A 17,323-nucleotide genomic window follows, 5' to 3' on the forward strand; every position below is an offset into this window, starting at 1 on the left:
TCAGGCACGGAGTCGGTCGATGACGTCGTCCAGGCCACGCTGGGCGCTCTCGCCGTCGTAGTCGGTGGTCAGCCGGCGGACGGTCGTCCCCGTCGCCAGCGAGTAGAGGGTGTCGGCCACGAACTCGGCGTCCACGTCGCGGAATCGGTCGCGGGCGATTCCCTCGCGGACCGCGGCCGCGAACTCCGCCTGCACGCGCTCGTCGAGCGCGTCGAACCGCTTTGCGAACCGCTCGTCGCGTGGCGCGCGCATCCGTAGCTCGAGGAGCGACAGCCGGATGCCCTCGGACCCGTCGTCCTCGGGGACGAGCATCTCGAAGAGGTCGCGCACGCGGTCCTCCGGGTTGCCGGCCGGGTCGGCGCCGACCTCGGAGGCGAACTCCTCGACGAGCCAGTCGAGGAAGTCGACGAGCAGGTCGTCCTTCGCGTCGTAGTGGTAGTACAGCAGCGACTTCGACTTCGAGAACTCGTCGGCGATGGTCTGGATGGTCAGGTCCGCGTACCCGTGTTTCCCCAGCGCCGTGTAGGTGGCGTCCATGATTTCCGCTCGAGTGCCCTGTTCGGTGGGTCGGTGCGAATCTCCGCCGCTTGCGGTCTGTCCGGTCATTGTCTGGTCGTGGAACCGTTCCACTTGACCGAACGAACAGTCCGGGTACAAAAGGGGGTTGTGACGAATCCATCCAAACGTATGCTCTGGGGTCTAACACGTCCGATTTTTCTAGGTGTGGCGTGGCGTTCGGGGGTACACTCGCCCGATTGACCCGGCAATTTAAGTCCGATGAGCCCCCCGATAGGAACGAGCATGTCCCCCAGCGACGAGTCCGGCGGTAGCCGGCTCTTCGCCGTCGTGGTCACCGCGTGGCTCCTCTTCGGGGCCGTCGCAGGCGTTCCGCTCGTGGCGGCGAGCGACGCCACGGCCACACCGCTGGGGGACGACGACGGTCTTCTCAACGAGACCCTCGACTCGACGACGGACACCGTCGACAGCACGGTCGGCGGAACGGCTTCGACGGTGGAGACGACGGTGGACTCGACGACGGATGCGGTGGACGAGACGACCGATTCGACGACCAGTGCCGTCGACGGCACGGTCGAATCCACCGGTGAGACCCTCGACACCGCCACCGGCGGGGCCACCGACGACACCACGGATGCGGTCACGGTCGCGACCGACGGGGTCACCGATGCCACGGACACGACGACCGGAGAGGTGACGGAGACGGTCGGCGTGACCGCCTCGACGGTGAACGCGACGGCCGACGACACGACGAACGTGGTGTCGTCGACCACCGACGGTGACCTGGAGGGTGCGACCGGGTCGCTGACCGACGCGACGGGCGAGGTCACCGACCTCACGACCGACCGGGTGACCTCGCTGGCCGAGACGACGGAGACACTGACGAGTGACCTCTCCGCGGGGACGACCGGCGCAGTCGACGAGCTGACCGGCGACGGTACGCTGGTGTCGACCGATGGGGCGACCGAGGAACTGACCAACACCACGGGAGGGGCGCTCTCGACCGGTTCGGACGGCGGGCTCTCGTCGAGCGAACGGGTGGCTCGGCTCGACGACGGGTCCGATGATTTCGGTGGCGGCGCTGCCGAGGGCGGCAGCGGTGACGGGGACGACGACGCACCCGTCGGTGCTTCGGACGGTGAGCGTTCGCTCGCGGCGGGGTCGGGCGCTCCGACCGCTTTCGGTGGCTGGGAGAACCTGCCCGTCTCCGAGGAGGAGGCGACCGGCCTCGGTCTCGGCGCGCTGCTGGTCGGTGGGGCCGGGGTCGCGGTCCGGCAGGCATCGATGACGGGCGGTACCGGCGCCGGGACTACGGCCGCGCGGGCGAGCGCGACCGCACTCGCGGCCGGCGATGGGCCGCTCTCGCGGCTCGCCCGGATGCTGTCGCTGTTCCGGTACTCCCGGTACGACGACTCGGACCCGCTGGAGCTCGACGCGCGGCGGCACGTCTACGAGGCAATCTCCGACCAGCCCGGCGAGCCGATCACGGCGGTCAGCGACCGGGCGGACGTGAACCTCTCGACTGCCCGGCACCACGTGAAGGTGCTCGAGCGCGAGGGGCTGGTCGCGACCGGGCGAGTCCGCAACTGCGAGCGGTTCTACCCCGCCGGCACGGACGACCTCGAACTGGCGGCGGCGATGGCCGACGAGAGTACCGCGGATATCCTCGACGCGCTCGTCCGTCTGGAGCCGGCGTCGGTCAGCGGCCTGGCCGAGGAGGTCGACCGCTCGCCCTCCACCGTGACGCATCACCTCCAGAAGCTCGAGGACGACGACATCGTCGTCCGCGAACGCAACGGCCGGGCGGTCGAGAACAAGCTCTCCGAGGCGGCTCGCGCCGCCCTCGACCCCGAGACCGAGCGCCGCCAGCACGCCGCCGAACGGCAGCTCGAGGCCGACCGGGCCGACGCGGCTTCCGGGGCCAGCGCGGACTGACCTACTCCTCCAGCCCGCTGGCGAAGATGGCGACCCACTCGCCGAGTTCACGGCGGCGCGTCACGCGGACCGACTCCACCCACTTCACCCACTGGAAGCCGCGGCGCTGGGGGGCGACCAGCCGGAGCGGGAAGCCGTGGCCGTGTGAGAGCGTCTCCCCGTCGACCGCCGTCGCGAGGAGCGCGCCGCGGGCCTCGTCCAGCGGGAGCGACCAGCGATAGCCCGTCACCGAGCGGAACTGCACCCAGCGGGCGTCCTCGGCGACGCCCACCCGGTCGAGCAGGTCGCCGACCCGAAGACCCTGCCACGCGTGCTCGGAGTACCAGCCGCTCGTGCAGTCGATGACCGCGGTGCGCTGGGCGCCGGTCGGCAGCGCGTCGTAGTCGAGCGCGAACGGCTCCTCGACGGTGCCGTCGACCGAGAGCGACCACGTCGCCGCGTCAACGATGGAGGGGTCATCGGCGACCCACATCGTGACGGGGAAGCGGTTGCCGTCGCCGGAGCCACGCTCGCGCGAGCCGGTGAACCGGCGGTCCGCGCTGTCGGTCCCGAGCGCGCGGTTGACGGTCTTCTGTGCGCGCCACGCGACCGCGCCGACGCCGACGAGCCCTGCGTAGCGGAGCGCGTCCCGGCGGTCGCCGCCCGCGAGGGCGTCGGCCGGCGAGTGCAGGCGGTCGCGGAGGTGGAGCCACAGGACGGGGACGACCGCCAGCCCGAGCAGGACGTGGATGACGAGCAGCGCTAGCGGGCCGAGGAAGAGCGGGCCGCCGAGGACGAACCAGAGGCCCGTCCCGAGTGCGCCTACGACGAGGGCCGCGAGCAGGAGCGAGAGCCCGACCGTCCCGGAGCGTGCGCGGACGCCGGCCCGGACGCGGCCACGGACCCGGTACAGTTTCACCCCGACCAGCGCGACCAGCGACAGCCCCGCCACACCGTGGACGACGAAGAGCCACGCGTCGCCGAGGCTGCCGGCGAACGCCGTCGCTAGCCCCGTCGCCACGAGGACGACGACGGCCGCGAACAGCGACCAGTCCACCAGCGTCGAGGGGGGCGTCAGGCGCCCGAGCCGGTCGGCGAGCGACACGCCGGCGCTACGGGCGCGAGCGACTTAGCCGTCCGGTCGCCTGTGTCGCTCCCGGAGCGACGCGCTGCCGGGCCGGGCCGCTGCTGTCGGCGAACATTCGACGGAATCGGCCGCAGGAACTATGCACACCCCCTCGAACGTTGGCGTGGGGGAGTGATATGGGGGTCAGACACGTAATCGGACTCTGTCTCGCGGCCGCTGGACTCGCGGTCATCGTCGCCGCCTCGGCGACCGCGCCGATAGCGGGCTGTCCGTCGGCAACCGCGGATTCGGCGGCCATCACGCTCACCGACGGCATGACCGTCGACTACTGCGCCGGGAACGTGCCGGCCGAGGACGCCTTCGGGTGGTTCTTCCTCCTGAACGGTGTCGGTCTCGTCTCCTTCCTCGGCGGACTGGGGCTCCTCTCCTTCCAGCGACTCGTCGACATCCAGCAGCAGCTGGCGGGCTGAACGAGCGTGGAACAGAGTGCGGTCAGTTCTCCTCGAGCTGTGCGGCGTTCTCCTCGTCGCAGGTGTTGCGGAGCCGGCGGGTACAGAACGGGTCGAAGGTTCGCGGCGCACGCGCGGTCGCGAAGGGGTCGTCGGTCTCGGCGGTGGTCCAGGACTCGGTTCGGGTCGCGCTCGGGGCGCCGGCGCGGGGCTGGTCGTCGGTCGGGGCGGTCGGTGTCGCGTCGCGTGTGGCGGGTGAGGGTTCGGTGCTCATCTGTCGTGTTGGGTGTGGGTCGCGGGTCGCAGGGTGGTCGTCGTCGGTACGGTCGGATGGAGAAGGGTCAGCGTACCCGTACGCGTACGACGCCATGGGAGGTGCCACGGGACGAGGCTCGATAGACGGACGAACCGGATCTATCGGGAGTGGTCAGCATCTACCTCTACCGAGCAGGCGAACCATAATGAAAGTTCCTGTTACAGGCGACGGGCACGGCCGCTCCGACCGCCCCCGCTGGCTGCTCATTCTGACCAAAATGCGGTCGTAGTCCTCGAACGGTGCTGGTATCGTACCAAACAGCGAAATAGTTATGTAATCGCGCCGTGTGGGTTGGCGTATGGCAACGTTCACAGTCGAAGGCGAGTCCATGGACGAGATCGGCGACGCACTGAAAGAAGAGGGTGTCATCGGCCCGACGGACCCCCGGTTCGAGGAGATGACCGATGACTTCGCGAAGCTCATCGAGGCCGTCGAGGACGCCACCCAGCGCACGAACGGGCGCGGGAACCAGCAGTCGAAGATCGCCGAGTACGCCGGTCTCCACAACCGCTACTCCTCCGAGCAGGTCGGCGACATGCTGGATGTCCTCTCGTACTTCGGTCACGTCGAGAAGGTCGACCGGCGCTACCGCAGCCCGCAGTAACACCCACGAACTTCTCCGTTCTTTCACTCGTCCGCCAGCGACGCGTGGGTCCCCGACTCGGACTCGGCCGTTCGACAGCAGCTCCGGCGTTTCTCCCCCACGCTCTCTCGGACACCCGATAGCGACGGACCTGTCGTCGAACGGCAGTTCCAGCCCCCGGCTGTTCCACAGACCCGACGGCTCGTTCGCTGTCCGTCGGAGAGTCATCGCTCTCGGTGTGGTACTCGACGAGCATCCTGGAGAGGTGACGGACGTCAGTGGTTCGACTACAGGCCCGGTAGCGGCGCGTACAGCACCACCGCGACCGCCAGTGCGATCCAGACCACCTTCAGCGCCGTGTTCACGACGACCACTCTGGTGCCGAACTCGGCGCCCCAGATGCCGTACTGGAACGGGATGGAGCGCTTGAACGTGGAGACGGCGAACGAGACGATGCCGCCGATGAGCATCGTCGCGACCGCAGCCCGCACCCCGAAGGTGCCGTCACGGACCAGTGGCGCCAGCACCAGCGCACCGTTGGTGGTGTCGATGGCGTAGACGGCGATGACGGGCACCGAAGCGCCCGGGAGCCCCGTCGCGTCCGAGAGTGGACCGGCCAGCGACGTGAGGTTCGCGGGGTCGTAGAACCGCGTGAAGAGGACGACGAGCGCGTAGACCAGCGCCAGCCGGGGCAGGATATCGCGGACCTTCTCGGCGCCCGTCCACGCCGCGCCGAGCAGCCGGTCGCGGGTCGTCTCCGGGGGCTCCGACGCGGCCGCGGGACCGCCGCCGCCGTCCGCCTCGACGGTCTCGGACGCGGCAGTGTCGGCGACGACAGCCTCGGCCGCGGGCGCGGGCGGGTCAAGCAGGAGCGCCCCTGCGACGACGCCGGTGAGCGTGATGGCCAGCGCCACGAGCGCCCGGGCGGTCACGTACGCCAGGCCCACCCGGAGGCCGAGGATGGGGATGAGGACGGGCGCGTAGAACGTCGGGATGTGCTGGACGAAGCCGAAGAACGTGTTGATGGTGACGGCGACGAGCGTCGCGCGGTCGTCCATGCGCCCCTCGTCGCGGTACTCGGCGAGCATCCCGTAGCCCGCGGTCGTGGAGGCGGCGGTGGTGACGATGGCGGTGCCGGCCTCGTCGGGGAGATTGGCGGGTCCGGTGAGCCGGCGTGAGAGCCCCGTCACCTTCTCCAGCAGGCCGAACGAGACCAGCAGGTCGGCCAGCGCGACGCCCAGTCCGATGAACAGCCCGATCTTCGCGACCCGTGGCAGGACCGTGGCGAGGACGTCCCACACGAGCGCGAGGGACAGGGACGGCTCCATCGACCGGAGACACGGGCGCGACCGACAAGTCGCTGGCCATCCGGCCTGCGGATGCTCTCGGCGGCCTGCGTGACTGTACGGGCTGTAGAAGCGCTGAGTCCGCTGGGAACCATACAATGGTCTGCTGTGCATATCCGCAGGTGGTTCCCTCCCCCAGCGAGGTACGGTCCGAGAGAGGCGACCTACCGCCAGTGTGCGGGAGTCGGCCAGCGGCGGCACCGAAGTGCGTACGCTCGGGCGGCGGTGCATCCGGTCGGTCGCCGTCGAACGCGGGCACGGCCCGGGGGTCGCTCCGACTCCGAGTGTCGAGTCACCCGTCGACTCACGATTCGATACGCGCCGTGTTCTGAAGTGCAGAAGTAGAGTGACCCGACCGTTCAAATATCAGGATTCGGGTAGAGCAACCGTTCAAACCCCGTCCCGTGGTATCCTCGTGTACATGCTCGGATGGTTCCTGTTGTCGGTGGGCGGGGCGGCCCGGGCGGCCGTCGTGTGGCTCCTCCCGGGGTGGGTATCGGTGCGGCGCTGGACCGGTCGGCTGCTCGCGGTCGGAGGGCTGGCGGTGGCGCTCGGACTCGAGAGTATCGCCGACATCCCCAGCGCCGGTCCCGATGCCGTGGGGCCGTTCTATCCCGGCGCCGCGGCCATCGGCTTCGTCTGTCTCGCGCTCGCGCTCGTCGTCCCCGTCGTCTACTGGGCCGTCGCGCTCGGCACGGCCACGGGGTCGCTGCTCGGGCGCCGGGTGGTCGCGCTTGGCCGGGCGCTGGTCCCCGGCCGTCGCACACCAGATAGCACCGGTCGCTCCCGTCGAGACCATGGGGGGCGCGGGTGTGACCGACGGAGCCGCCCGCGGTGAGAGCACGTTCGTCACCGCGGTCGTCGTCTGCCGCGCGTCTTGCGGATTCGTCCCACGATTGAAGTAGTGTGGGTTGGTACCTGGTGTCACATGGTCGGACGCCTGCTGCTCGCTGCCGGCGGCGGTGTACGCCGGGTGGTCGTCTCCGTGCTCCCGTCGTGGGACACCGTCCGCGGACTGACGTGGCGTCTGTTCGCGCTCGGTCTGCTACTCGCGGGCATCGGTCTGGAGAGTATCGCTGATATCGCACGGGCCGGAACCATCGCCACGGGACCGGTGTACTCCGGCTACGCGGCTATCGGGTTCGCCTGTCTCTCGCTCGCGGTGCTCGTCCCGGCCACCTACCTGGCGGTCGTCTTCGTCACTGCCACCGGCTCGCTGGTCGGCCGCCGCGTGGTCGCCATGGGACGGGCCGTGTCGGCCGTCGGTCGGCGGCGAGCCGGCCTGCGACGCCGGACCCGCCCGCGGTGAGCGCGGTTCGATTGCGCCCCCGGCGCTGGGAACTGGATGTGCCTCCGCGGACCGGCATCGAATCGGAGGGGCTACCCGTCGGCCGCCGCGACCGTGAGGCGTGCTCGGGTCGCTCCCTGCGGGTGTCGCGCTCGCCGTTGCGGCCGCACTCGCGTTCGGCGCCTACCTCTTCGGCTACAAGCTGGCGGTCGCCCACCTCCCGGCGACGGTCTACGTCGCCGCGAACGAACTCGCCGCGCTGGGCTGGTACACCCTCATCGCCGCGGCCACGTGGCCCGCGGGCGAGCCGCTGGTCCCGCCCGGCTTCGGGCTCCGTGACGGGCTGCTTATCACGGGTGTGGGGCTCGCGGCCGGCGCGGCCACGCTCGTCTCGGTCCGCGCGTTCAAACTGGGCGAGGTCTCCTACGTCGCGCCGCTGAACAAGCTCGTCCCGGTGTTCGTCCTCCCGCTCGAGCTCGTCCTGCTGAGCGAGCGGCTCGGCCCGCTCCAGCTCGGCGGCGTGCTGGTCGCGACCGCCGCCATCTACGTGGCCAACTACGAGGGCGGCGGCCTCCTCGCTCCCTTCCGGCGGGCGGCCGCGTACACGCCTGCGCGGCTCGCGCTCGCCGGCGCCGTGCTGTTCGCGGTCGCGGACGTTGGGACGCGCGCGGCGCTCTCGACGACCGCTCTCACGCCACAGGCGGTCGCCCTCGCCACCTTCGTCGGTGTCACGGTTGTCTCGCTCCCGCTCGCGCTCCCTCGTGCCCGCGTCGATGACCTCCGCGAGGCGCTTCCGGAACTGGTCGCGCTTGCGGCCCTCTTCGCCGTCGCCGTCCACCTCACCGTCCTCGCCTTCGACGCGGCCCCGGCCAGTGTCGTCTCGCCGGTCGTGAACACGCAGGCTGTCGTCGCCGTGGTCCTGGGTGGTGTCCTGCTCGGTGAGCGTGGCTTCGGCCGGCGACTGCTGGCTGCGGCCCTCGCCGTAGCCGGGGTGGCGCTCATCGCGGTTGGGTAGCTGCCGGAATCGTCGGTATTGTTAACAGGGTACAAGCCCGGGGCGCTGTATGGCGGACGTGGCCATCATCATCCTGGCGGGCATCGAGACGGAAGCTGACTATGCACGCATGTACAACGGGCTCGACGCCGCTGTCTCGCTCTCGCAGAGCGTGACCGACAACGTGCGGCTGATATTCGACGGCGCCGGGACGAGGTGGATTCCACGGCTCGAAGAGTCGGCCCACGAGTTCCACGACCTGTACCGGGAGGTCGCGGACATCGCGGCCTGCGAGGACTGCGCGAAGACCCTCGGGGTCGACGAGGCGCTGGACGCGGAGGGGGTCACCGTCCTGCGCACCCGTGACGACTACACGAGCGTGCTCTCACTCGTTCGCGACGACTACGAGGTCATCACCTTCTGAGCCGCCTGCCCCGGCCGGCCGTGATTCCGACCGGCCACAGCTACCGCCGGACTGTCGGGACGGGTACCTCGTCGAGCACCTCGTCGACGATGCTGGCCCGTGAGATGTCGTTGACGCGGGCGTCGGCGGTCAGCACGAGCCGGTGGGCCAGCGTCGGCTGGGCCACCTCGCGCACGTCGTCGGGGGTGGTGTAATCCCGCCCCTGGACCACGGCGTGGGCGCGCGATAGCTCGAACAGCCGCTGTGTGCCGCGTGGGGAGACGCCCACGTCGACCTGCGGGTGCTGTCGGGTCGCCTGCGCGAGCCGCGTCATGTACGTCCGGAGGTCGGGGTCGACGGTGACCCGCTCGGGGACGGCCTGCAACTCGCGGACGTCGTCCGGCGTCAGGACCTGCCACGCCGTCGGCGTGTCGTCGTCGCGCTCGGCCCGCCGGTCGAGAATCTCCACCTCCCGGTCGGGGTCCGGGTAGCCGATGCTCGACTTGAGGTGGAAGCGGTCGATCTGTGCCTCCGGGAGCGGGAAGGTCCCCTCCTGTTCGATGGGGTTCATCGTCGCGATGACGAGGAAGGGGTCCGGGAGGTCGTGGGTCTCGCCGTCGACGGTGACCTGCCCCTCCTCCATCGCTTCGAGCAGTGCGGCCTGGGTCTTCGGTGGCGCGCGGTTGATCTCGTCGGCGAGCACGACGTTGCCGAAGACGGGGCCGGGATTGAACTCGAACTCGCGGTCGCGCTCGTTGAACACGTACGAACCGGTCACGTCCGCGGGCAGGAGGTCCGGCGTGAACTGGACCCGCGAGAACTCCAGTCCGAGCGCCGTCGCCAGCGCCCGCGCGGTCAGGGTCTTGCCCGTTCCGGGCACGTCCTCCAGCAGGACGTGCCCGCCGGCGACGACGCCCGTCACCACCGTCTCCACGAACGGCTGGCGCGTGACCACCACGTCCGAGACCGACTCGACGACCTCGGTCGCGCGCTGGCTCGCGTCCGCGAAGTCCATATGGCCTGGCTGTCGTGGTGCGGTGGTTTAGGCGTGCCGCTAGATGGTTCGTACGTTACCGGTCGTGCCGCCCGGGGCGATGGGGGGCTGCTGGATGTCTCCCACTTGTCCCGACATCCTTTCCCGCTCGCCCGCGCACCCCCGGATATGCGCAGAACCACCATCGTGCGGGGCGACGCCGACGAGCCGGCGGTGGCAAACGGCGTCGTCACGCACCACCCGGACCACGACCGCGTCCGGCTGTCGGGGATGACCTGGCCCGAGGGGACCCCCTCTGAACAGACCCGTCATCTCCTCGCGTACGTCGAGACGCTCCTGGAGCGCGAGTGCGACGGCGAGATGGCCGATGTGACCTATCTCCGGTTCTTCCTTCGGGGGGAACACGCGACCGAGGAGACGAAGACAGCCATCGAGCGTGTCGCGCGAGAGTTCTTCGAGGCGCCCGCCCTGCCGGGGACGACGATGGTCGGCGTCGCGGACCTGCTCGTCGAGGAGGCGGCGTTCGAGCTGGAGGTCGAGGCGATGGTTCCGACGCGCGACCGCGAGGTCGAGCTACGGCGGCTCTCGCCGGGTAGCGACGGGGGTGCCTGAGATGGCGCGCATCGTCACCGACGATGTCATCCGCGACGCCCTCCCGATGCGCGAGGTCGTGAAGACGATGCGGATGGCCTGTCGCGAGCAGGCCCACGGCTCGCTGTACGCGCCGCCGCGGTGGTCGCTGGACGTGCCGGACGGCTCGCTCGTCCTGACCGCGGGCGCGGCGATGGGCGTCGGGACGATGGGCTTCCGCGCGTACGAGACGCTCGGGCGGGGCCCGGGCCACGAGGGGCTCGTCGCCGTCTGGAACGCCGAGGCCGGCTACTTCGACGGCTGCATCGTCGGGAACCGGGTCGGCCTCCTGCGGACGGCCGGCCTCAACGGCGTCGCCGCGGACGCGCTCGCCCGTGCGGACGCGACCACGCTCGCGGTCCTGGGCACGGGCCCGCAGGCGCGCCAGGGCGCGCGGGCGGTGTGTGCCGTGCGTGATGTCGACGCGGTGCGCGTGTTCTCGCCGACCGCCGAGCATCGGGAGACGTTCGCCGAGCGGATGCCCGAGAAGCTGGGGCTCGACGGCGACGCCGTGACGGCCCACGACGGCCCGGAGGCGGTGGTCCGGGGTGCGGATGTGGTGTACGTTGCGACCGACAGCGAGACGCCCGTGCTGGAGCCCGAGTGGCTCGACGCCGGTACGCACGTCCACACGCTTGGGCCGAAGTGGGCCGACGGGAACGAGCTGCCGACAGCCGTCTTCGACCGCGCGGACGTGGTGGCGACGGACTCGCTGAACCAGGTCGCGGCGTACGAGGGCGAGGGCGGGTTCGTGGTCGACGACTGGGAGGAACGCGTCGTCGAACTCGGCCCCCTCGTGGTGGAGGGCGTCGAGCGGGACCCCGACGCCGTCACGGTGTTCTGCTCGGTCGGGCTGGCCGGGACGGAGGTGGTGCTGGCGGATCGATATCTGCGTGAACTGGAGCGGAAAGAGGAATAACGTTATAGATTTTGGCTTATATTATTTAATGTCTGGGTTACAAACTCATCGGCTATTGCAAAGTCTTATCGGTTCGATAAACTCGTAATTCGGTCTCACGACGACAGCGACCGCGGAGCCGCCTGCGAAGCCCTCGCGCTCTCGGGGTGCCGGGAGTCGCTGCGCTCCTCGGCCTCGCTTCGCTCGGCCTGCGGTGCTAGCTTCCTCCGGGCACCGCCGAGAGCGCTCGCCCTTCGATTCCGCCAGGAATCCCCTGACCGGCCGAGCGTTCGCGCGTGGTGGTTCCGGGCTAGCAGGGTGTCCCCACACCTCCCCGCCCGCTCGCCGGGGCGGTTCGACCCCTCGCCCGCAAGGGGCTCGGGCGTCTCACCGGCAGAGGCGAGCGGGCGCTTCCTGGTTCCGGAACCGGCCGGGCGATTCAGCCGCTCGGCTGGTGCGTGCTCCCCTGTCAGTCGAACCGGCGCGCGCTGGCGAGCGGCAGCCGGCTCTCGTGAGCGGCCTCGTGCCGCGAGCAACCACGCCGGCTGCCGCGTACCTCTAAGCGCGCGAGGGCTGAGAAGCGCAGCGCAGCGAGCATCGCAGGCGGCTGGGGAGGTGTGAGGCCCACGGACCCGACTGACGAATCCGCGGTCCTGGCGGAAAGTCTGAAGGGCGAACCCGCTCCGGAGGCCCCGAGGAAGCAAGCACTGCACCACATGCCCGGAACGGCGGGTGAGGGCTTCAGCAGCCGTCCCGATTCCGCCGAACGCACCCGGTCAACGATTCTCCCTGTCCCCTAGTTCGCCGTCGAGACGATCTTGATGACGTCACCCTCGCTCAACTCGTGGTCCTCGCTGATGCGGCGGTTCTCCCGGGCGTCGATGGCGTGCAGATATCCGTCGCCGATATCCGAGTGAACCGCGTATGAGAGGTCCTTCGGGGTCGAGCCGTCGGGCAGCAGGAAGGCGTCGGGCAGCATGTTCCCCTGCCCGTCGGTCCAGTGGGTCTCGTTCTGGACCGGGTAGGCGGTGAAGTGGTCGAGCAGGTCGTAGACCGCGTAGTTGAGCGCGGTCTGGACGCCCGTGCCGCCGAACTCGTCCATCACGCCGCGAATCTGCTCCAGACCCTGCTGCTGGGCGTCGCTCAGGTCGGCCACGATGTCGAAGTCCGCGTCGCCGGGGTCGTAGTCGACGGCACCCTTCTCGGCCGCCCTGCGGAGCGCGAGTTCCCCCTCGGCGGTCGCCGGAATCACGTGGTCGGCCGCGTCCTGCAGGCGCTCGATGTTGTCGTCGGGGGCGATGTCGGCCTTGTTCGCGATGACGACGAGTGGTTTCGTCTGCGCGCGCAGGTCCCGCGCGAGGCGCTCGCGGTCCGCGTCGTCCCAGGAGAACGGGTCGTCCGGGTACTCCATGTTCCGGAGCACCATCATCACGTCGTACTCCGTGGCGCCGACGCCGGTCAGCATCTCCGTCAGGGCCGCCTCCTGGTCGAAGTCGGGGGAGCGGGACTTGCGCTGGATGGACTCCCAGTTCTTCTCGACGATGCTGGCCAGCCACAGGTCCAGTTCCTCCTGGATGAACTCCACGTCCTCGACGGGGTCGTACTCGCCGACCTCTACCGGTTCGCCCTCCGCATTGGTGCCGCCGGAGGCGTCGACGACGTTGAGGATGACGTCCGCGCCGGTGAGCGCATCGAGGAACTGGTTGCCCAGGCCGCGTCCCTCGTGGGCGCCCGGGACGAGCCCGGCCACGTCGAGCAGTTCGACCGGGACGTAGCGCTTCCCGTCGTGGCAGTGTTCGTCGCCACACCGCTCCTCGCGGTCGAGACAGGGACACTCCGTGCGGACGTGGGTCACCCCCCGGTTCGGGTCGATGGTGGTGAACGGGTAGTTGCCGACATCGACGTCCGCGAGCGTCGCCGCCGTGTAGAACGTGGACTTGCCCGCGTTGGGCTTGCCCGCCAGCGCGACCGAGAGCATACCCCACCCACCCGGGCGGGCGGGTTGGCGCTTTCGGTCCTGCCGGGCCGTCACAACACACATGACCGGCGGGAGCAACAGCTACGCCAGTGACCACTGCCGTCCACTTCGACCTCGACGGGACCCTGCTCCAGTTCACCCGTCCGTACGGGACCTTCGTCGCGGAGGTGCTGGACACGCACCTCGGGCGGGCCCCGGACGAGCTGGTCGAGGCCTACGACGAGGCGTTCTACGAGCGGTTCGTGTCGATGGAGCCGGCACCCGTCCGCGGGGCGATGCGGGCCGTCGTCGAGCAGGCCCAGGAGGCGGGCTACCCGGTGGGCGAGCCGGACGTCGACGAGATGGTGGCGACGCTCTCGCGGGCGGAGTACGCCGGCACCCGCGTGAGCGAGGGCGTGCCGGGCCTGCTGGACCGGCTCGACGCGGCGGGCTGCCGACTGGGGGTCCTCACGAACGGGCTCCCGGAGTGGCAGACCGGCAAACTCGACACGCACGGGCTCACCGACCGCTTCGAGGCCGTCGTCACCTCCTACGGGGCCGGAGCGCACAAGCCGGACGCCGTCATCTTCGACGAGGCCGCCGAACGAATCCCCGCCGACCGGCACGTGATGGTCGGTGACGACTTCGAGCCGGACGTGCAGGGCGCCCGCGACGCCGGCTGGGCGGCCATCCACCTCGACGGCATCACCGGCGCCCGTGCGGGCTCCATCGGGGACCTGAAAGCGATGCTCGCGCTGCTCGGTGGGGAGTGACCGGTTGCAGCCGGGACTACGTCCGGTTGCGCTCGTCGAAGACGAGCTCCGACAGATGCGAGGCGAGCGCCCGGGCCTCGCGCTCGGTGGGCTGGTGGACCTCGCCGGAGACGGGGCCCACGTCGCCACCGATGCGCTCGGTCTGGGAGTGCCCGTCGGCACGGCGCTCCAGCCGGCGGAAGTCGAGCACGCGGTCACGGAGGCGCTGGAGCGTCTCGTCGGACAGTTCGCGGCGCAGGTGCTGCAGGTCGTAACGGACGATCCAGCCCCGGCTGGCGTCGCGCACGGCGACGACGGCCTGGTCCCGGTCGGCACAGCGGTTCCAGACCGCGCGCTGTTCGTCGGGGGTCTCGTAGACGGGGACGTGCCCCGCGGCGAGGTGGTCCATGCTCCCGTTCCGGGTCGAGCGGGTATCAGTTCCCCGCCCCCGGCGACCGCCGTCCGGCCCGACGCGGAACAGCGGCGGACCCGGCTGGGTGGCCGTCGCATCCGGGTCGTGTCGACCGGCGGATACCCGACCCGACTGGACCGGACCGATCGCCCGTGTTCCGCCGGGACGGTCGCCACGAACCGCGACCCGGCTCCGCTGGTCGGTCAGTCGACGCGGAACGTGTCGAACCGCCGTGCCGCGTTGCGGTAGCCGCGATACCCCAGCAGCGCGACCAGGACGAGCGGGCCGGCGTAGCCGACTCCCCGCACGAGGCCGATGTCCAGGGCACGGACGGGGTCGCCGAAGCCGGCGACCGTCGCCGCGGCCTCGGCGGTGGGGAGTCCCTGGCTCGCGAGCAGTGAGAGGACCAGCGCGGGGAGGTCGCCGACCAGCGCGGCGACCAGCCCACGCGTGAGCGCCGGTGCGAGCAGCGACAGTGCCGCGACCCCGCCGGTCAGTCCGACGACAAGCGAGTAGACCGCCACCGCCGACAGTGCCGGCGGGATGACCTCCTTCGACCGGCCGGCGCTCACCGCGTCGAACCGGGGGTATCGCGTCCCGACGCCGGGCGCCAGCCCGAGCGCGGCGATAGACAGGACGAGCGCCAGGACGACCAGCCCGGTGCCGTCCACCGGGCCGTACCCGGTGGCGACAGCCGCGGCCGCCGTGCCCAGCACCGCCAGCGGAACCCCGACCAGTGCCCCTGGCAGCGAGAGCCCGCGGACGAAGCGGTGCCCGCCGACCGTCGAGAGGAGCGTCCCCGGGAGCACCGGGCCCTCGTCGCCCAGCGGGTTGAGCGAGAAGGTAGCGCCAGCCAGCCACGCCACCGCGAGCGGGAGGACCGCCGGGACAGAGCCGGGGGCCAGCGCCCCCGACCCCGCACCCAGCAGGCTCAGCAGCATCGACCCCACGATGGCCAGCGGTGCCAGGAGGAAGGAGAGACGCGCCGGATTGCGGCGGGTCCGCAGGAGGGACAGCTGTGCGACCCGCCGGGTCGGCCGGGCGGCGACCGCGGGCACCGAGACGGGCGCGATGGCCGACGCGAGGGCGTCACGGCCGGCACCAGCCCGCTCGGGCGTGGCGCCGTCCGTGGTTCCGGCCCCGTCGCCGTCGTCGGTCGGGTCGACCGCGTCGGTGTACCAGTAGGCCGTCGCGACCCGCACCGCGACGGCGGTGAGTCCGGCGACCGCGAGTGGTCCTCCGACCAGGACCGCCGCGACCCGTGCGAGCGAGCCGTCGACCGGTGACCCGACCACGAACAGGTCCACGACCCAGCCCGGTGGCAGGAGTCCGAGCATCCCGATGTCGAGGGGAAGCCCGGTGGGCGCCAGCTGGAACGCCATGTAGGCGCCGAAGAACACCAGAACGAGGACGGTCCCGAGGGCGGTCTTGTTGCGCGCGACGAACGGGACCCTGGCGACGAGCAGCGCGGCGGTCCACCCCAGCGCGGCACCGACAGCCACCGCGCTGGCGAGGAACAGGCCGACGGCGACCGGCACCGCGACCACCGCAGCGACGGCCCCCGTCGCGTAGACGAACGCACCCGTCAGCACCAGCGTCGGCACCGCGACGACGGTCACCGCCCGGAGCGTCTCGGCGACGAGGAGCCCGACCGCGGTGGTCCGGGTCGAGACCGTCGTCAGCACGAGCGCCTCGGCACCCACCCGGTCGTACAGCGAGACGGCCCGCTGCCCGACCATGAACCCGAGGAACAGCCACAGCAGGGACAGGTTTCCGCGGATGCCGTCGGTCACGCGTAGCCCCGACGCGTCGTCGAGCAGGAAGACGATGGCCGCCGCACTCCCGACGAGGAACAGCAGCCCGAAGAGGGCACTCAGTGCGTAGATGACGAGCTTCGACGAGTCGGCCCGTGTCGCCCGGACCGACCGCCGCCACTCGACGACCCCCATCCGGAGCGCGTGGCGGAGCCAGCCCGACTCAGCCATCCGCCGGCCCCTCCGCTGCCGTCGCCGCCCGTTCCCGGTCGTCGGCTGCCGCGGGGTCCTCGGCGGTCACCTCGAGGAACACCTCCTCCAGCGTCCGGTCCCCGGCACCGTCGCCTTCGACGCGGCGTTTCAGCTCGGACGGCGGCCCCTCGGCCACCAGGCGACCGTCCGCCAGCACGCCCACCGTGTCGGCGTGCTCGTCGACCACCGGAAGGACGTGTGTCGAGAGGAACACTGTGGTCCCCTCGTCGGCGAGTCGGTCGAGCGTGTCCCGGAGCGTCCGGGCCGCCCGCGGGTCCAGCCCGTTGGTCGGCTCGTCGAGGAAGAGGACGGACGGCTCGTGCAGCACCGCCTGGATGAACCCCAGTTTTCGGCGCATCCCGCTGGAGTAGCCCTCGACCCGCCGGTCCAGCGCGTCGAGGTCGAGCAGTCCGGCCAGTTCGGCCACCCGCTCGCGGACGCGCTCGCCGGGGAGGTCCCGCAGGCCGGCGACGTAGGTGAGCTGCTCGCGCCCGGTCAGCTCGTCGTACAGGGGCGGTTCCTCGGGCAGGTAGCCGATGCGCGCGGCGACCGCGTCGCGGTCGGTGATTTCGGCCTCCGCGACCCGGGCCGTCCCGCTCGTCGGCTCGGAGAGCGTCGTCAGCAGGCGCATCGTGGTCGTCTTCCCGGCGCCGTTCGGCCCGAGGAACCCGTACACGGTCCCCTCGGGGACGGACAGCGATAGCGACTCTACGGCGGTCACCGACCCGTACCGCTTGGTGAGGTCGGTGGCCTCGATGGCGATGTCGGAGGGCATCGT

The 17,323-nt window shown here is 70.9% G+C and carries 19 protein-coding genes; 10 read left to right on the plus strand and 9 right to left on the minus strand.

What is annotated here, in order from left to right:
* Entirely contained in the window at positions 1-537 is a 537-nt protein-coding gene (locus NL115_RS12045) for a TetR/AcrR family transcriptional regulator (RefSeq protein ID WP_254829605.1), read from the minus strand.
* 264 nt (positions 538-801) lie between these two features.
* Between NL115_RS12045 and NL115_RS12050 the strand changes: the two genes are divergently transcribed.
* Positions 802-2,451, plus strand: coding sequence for a helix-turn-helix domain-containing protein (locus NL115_RS12050; RefSeq protein WP_254829606.1), 1,650 nt, complete (start codon positions 802-804; stop codon positions 2,449-2,451).
* Between the two features lies 1 nt (position 2,452).
* On the opposite strand, the gene NL115_RS12055 is transcribed toward NL115_RS12050, so the two are convergent.
* On the minus strand, positions 2,453-3,535 hold the full coding sequence (locus tag NL115_RS12055) for a molybdopterin-dependent oxidoreductase (RefSeq protein WP_254829607.1): 1,083 nt from the start codon (positions 3,533-3,535) through the stop codon (positions 2,453-2,455).
* A gap of 158 nt (positions 3,536-3,693) precedes the next feature.
* Between NL115_RS12055 and NL115_RS12060 the strand changes: the two genes are divergently transcribed.
* On the plus strand, positions 3,694-3,987 hold the full coding sequence (locus NL115_RS12060) for a hypothetical protein (RefSeq protein WP_254829608.1): 294 nt from the start codon (positions 3,694-3,696) through the stop codon (positions 3,985-3,987).
* Positions 3,988-4,009: 22 nt separating this feature from the next.
* On the opposite strand, the gene NL115_RS12065 is transcribed toward NL115_RS12060, so the two are convergent.
* Entirely contained in the window at positions 4,010-4,240 is a 231-nt protein-coding gene (locus NL115_RS12065) for a hypothetical protein (RefSeq protein ID WP_254829609.1), read from the minus strand.
* Between the two features lie 340 nt (positions 4,241-4,580).
* On the opposite strand from NL115_RS12065, the gene NL115_RS12070 reads away from it, so the two are divergent.
* Positions 4,581-4,886 (plus strand): hypothetical protein, encoded by a 306-nt coding sequence (locus NL115_RS12070; protein WP_254829610.1) that lies wholly within the window; start codon positions 4,581-4,583, stop codon positions 4,884-4,886.
* A 266-nt stretch (positions 4,887-5,152) separates the two neighbouring features.
* Here the strand turns inward: NL115_RS12070 and NL115_RS12075 are convergent, their stop codons facing one another.
* Positions 5,153-6,193 (minus strand): nucleoside recognition protein, encoded by a 1,041-nt coding sequence (locus NL115_RS12075; protein ID WP_254829611.1) that lies wholly within the window; start codon positions 6,191-6,193, stop codon positions 5,153-5,155.
* A gap of 439 nt (positions 6,194-6,632) precedes the next feature.
* Here NL115_RS12075 and NL115_RS12080 point away from each other — a divergent pair, with 439 nt between their 5' ends.
* The 4 genes from NL115_RS12080 to NL115_RS12095 all read left to right on the plus strand — a co-directional run bounded on the left by NL115_RS12080 (position 6,633) and on the right by NL115_RS12095 (position 8,917).
* The gene (locus tag NL115_RS12080) at positions 6,633-7,049 is read left to right on the plus strand and encodes a hypothetical protein (RefSeq protein ID WP_254829612.1); all 417 of its coding nucleotides are present in this window, start codon (positions 6,633-6,635) and stop codon (positions 7,047-7,049) included.
* Between the two features lie 90 nt (positions 7,050-7,139).
* Positions 7,140-7,520: a hypothetical protein gene (locus NL115_RS12085; RefSeq protein WP_254829613.1), complete on the plus strand. Its 381-nt coding sequence runs from the start codon at positions 7,140-7,142 to the stop codon at positions 7,518-7,520.
* 100 nt (positions 7,521-7,620) lie between these two features.
* Positions 7,621-8,514 (plus strand): EamA family transporter, encoded by an 894-nt coding sequence (locus NL115_RS12090; protein WP_254829614.1) that lies wholly within the window; start codon positions 7,621-7,623, stop codon positions 8,512-8,514.
* Between the two features lie 49 nt (positions 8,515-8,563).
* Positions 8,564-8,917 carry a hypothetical protein gene (locus tag NL115_RS12095; RefSeq protein ID WP_254829615.1) on the plus strand — a complete coding sequence of 118 codons (354 nt, stop codon included), beginning with the start codon at positions 8,564-8,566 and terminating at the stop codon, positions 8,915-8,917.
* Positions 8,918-8,957: 40 nt separating this feature from the next.
* Here NL115_RS12095 and NL115_RS12100 read toward each other — a convergent pair whose 3' ends face one another.
* Entirely contained in the window at positions 8,958-9,911 is a 954-nt protein-coding gene (locus NL115_RS12100) for an AAA family ATPase (protein ID WP_254829616.1), read from the minus strand.
* Between the two features lie 147 nt (positions 9,912-10,058).
* Here NL115_RS12100 and NL115_RS12105 point away from each other — a divergent pair, with 147 nt between their 5' ends.
* Together NL115_RS12105 and NL115_RS12110 are read left to right on the plus strand one after the other, a co-directional pair.
* Complete coding sequence (locus NL115_RS12105) at positions 10,059-10,502, plus strand: RidA family protein (protein WP_254829617.1); 444 nt, start codon at positions 10,059-10,061, stop codon at positions 10,500-10,502.
* Position 10,503: 1 nt separating this feature from the next.
* Complete coding sequence (locus NL115_RS12110) at positions 10,504-11,439, plus strand: hypothetical protein (RefSeq protein WP_254829618.1); 936 nt, start codon at positions 10,504-10,506, stop codon at positions 11,437-11,439.
* A 775-nt stretch (positions 11,440-12,214) separates the two neighbouring features.
* Here NL115_RS12110 and NL115_RS12115 read toward each other — a convergent pair.
* Positions 12,215-13,396, minus strand: a complete 1,182-nt coding sequence (locus NL115_RS12115) for a redox-regulated ATPase YchF (RefSeq protein WP_254829619.1) — start codon at positions 13,394-13,396, stop codon at positions 12,215-12,217.
* Positions 13,397-13,485: 89 nt separating this feature from the next.
* Between NL115_RS12115 and NL115_RS12120 the strand changes: the two genes are divergently transcribed.
* Positions 13,486-14,148 (plus strand): HAD family hydrolase, encoded by a 663-nt coding sequence (locus NL115_RS12120; RefSeq protein ID WP_254829620.1) that lies wholly within the window; start codon positions 13,486-13,488, stop codon positions 14,146-14,148.
* Between the two features lie 16 nt (positions 14,149-14,164).
* On the opposite strand, the gene NL115_RS12125 is transcribed toward NL115_RS12120, so the two are convergent.
* The 3 genes from NL115_RS12125 to NL115_RS12135 form a co-directional block, all read right to left on the minus strand.
* Entirely contained in the window at positions 14,165-14,536 is a 372-nt protein-coding gene (locus tag NL115_RS12125) for a hypothetical protein (RefSeq protein ID WP_254829621.1), read from the minus strand.
* Positions 14,537-14,742: 206 nt separating this feature from the next.
* Positions 14,743-16,524, minus strand: coding sequence for a hypothetical protein (locus tag NL115_RS12130; RefSeq protein ID WP_254829622.1), 1,782 nt, complete (start codon positions 16,522-16,524; stop codon positions 14,743-14,745).
* Entirely contained in the window at positions 16,517-17,320 is an 804-nt protein-coding gene (locus NL115_RS12135) for an ABC transporter ATP-binding protein (RefSeq protein ID WP_254829623.1), read from the minus strand. Before NL115_RS12135 ends, NL115_RS12130 begins: the two co-directional genes overlap by 8 nt.
* Positions 17,321-17,323: the final 3 nt, after the last annotated feature.

Origin of the sequence: Haloglomus salinum (assembly GCF_024298825.1) — an archaeon.
In the GTDB taxonomy this organism is placed as follows: domain Archaea; phylum Halobacteriota; class Halobacteria; order Halobacteriales; family Haloarculaceae; genus Haloglomus; species Haloglomus salinum.

Bases quoted from the DNA above. Each gene is read 5' to 3' on its own strand.
- NL115_RS12080 (WP_254829612.1), top strand. From the start codon at position 6,633: ATGCTCGGATGGTTCCTGTTGTCGGTGGGCGGGGCGGCCCGGGCGGCC.
- NL115_RS12135 (WP_254829623.1), bottom strand. From the start codon at position 17,320: ATGCCCTCCGACATCGCCATCGAGGCCACCGACCTCACCAAGCGGTAC.
- NL115_RS12125 (WP_254829621.1), bottom strand. From the start codon at position 14,536: ATGGACCACCTCGCCGCGGGGCACGTCCCCGTCTACGAGACCCCCGAC.
- NL115_RS12130 (WP_254829622.1), bottom strand. From the start codon at position 16,524: ATGGCTGAGTCGGGCTGGCTCCGCCACGCGCTCCGGATGGGGGTCGTC.
- NL115_RS12105 (WP_254829617.1), top strand. From the start codon at position 10,059: ATGCGCAGAACCACCATCGTGCGGGGCGACGCCGACGAGCCGGCGGTG.
- NL115_RS12045 (WP_254829605.1), bottom strand. From the start codon at position 537: ATGGACGCCACCTACACGGCGCTGGGGAAACACGGGTACGCGGACCTG.
- NL115_RS12060 (WP_254829608.1), top strand. From the start codon at position 3,694: ATGGGGGTCAGACACGTAATCGGACTCTGTCTCGCGGCCGCTGGACTC.
- NL115_RS12065 (WP_254829609.1), bottom strand. From the start codon at position 4,240: ATGAGCACCGAACCCTCACCCGCCACACGCGACGCGACACCGACCGCC.
- NL115_RS12115 (WP_254829619.1), bottom strand. From the start codon at position 13,396: ATGCTCTCGGTCGCGCTGGCGGGCAAGCCCAACGCGGGCAAGTCCACG.
- NL115_RS12095 (WP_254829615.1), top strand. From the start codon at position 8,564: ATGGCGGACGTGGCCATCATCATCCTGGCGGGCATCGAGACGGAAGCT.
- NL115_RS12075 (WP_254829611.1), bottom strand. From the start codon at position 6,193: ATGGAGCCGTCCCTGTCCCTCGCGCTCGTGTGGGACGTCCTCGCCACG.
- NL115_RS12100 (WP_254829616.1), bottom strand. From the start codon at position 9,911: ATGGACTTCGCGGACGCGAGCCAGCGCGCGACCGAGGTCGTCGAGTCG.
- NL115_RS12050 (WP_254829606.1), top strand. From the start codon at position 802: ATGTCCCCCAGCGACGAGTCCGGCGGTAGCCGGCTCTTCGCCGTCGTG.
- NL115_RS12085 (WP_254829613.1), top strand. From the start codon at position 7,140: ATGGTCGGACGCCTGCTGCTCGCTGCCGGCGGCGGTGTACGCCGGGTG.
- NL115_RS12110 (WP_254829618.1), top strand. From the start codon at position 10,504: ATGGCGCGCATCGTCACCGACGATGTCATCCGCGACGCCCTCCCGATG.
- NL115_RS12070 (WP_254829610.1), top strand. From the start codon at position 4,581: ATGGCAACGTTCACAGTCGAAGGCGAGTCCATGGACGAGATCGGCGAC.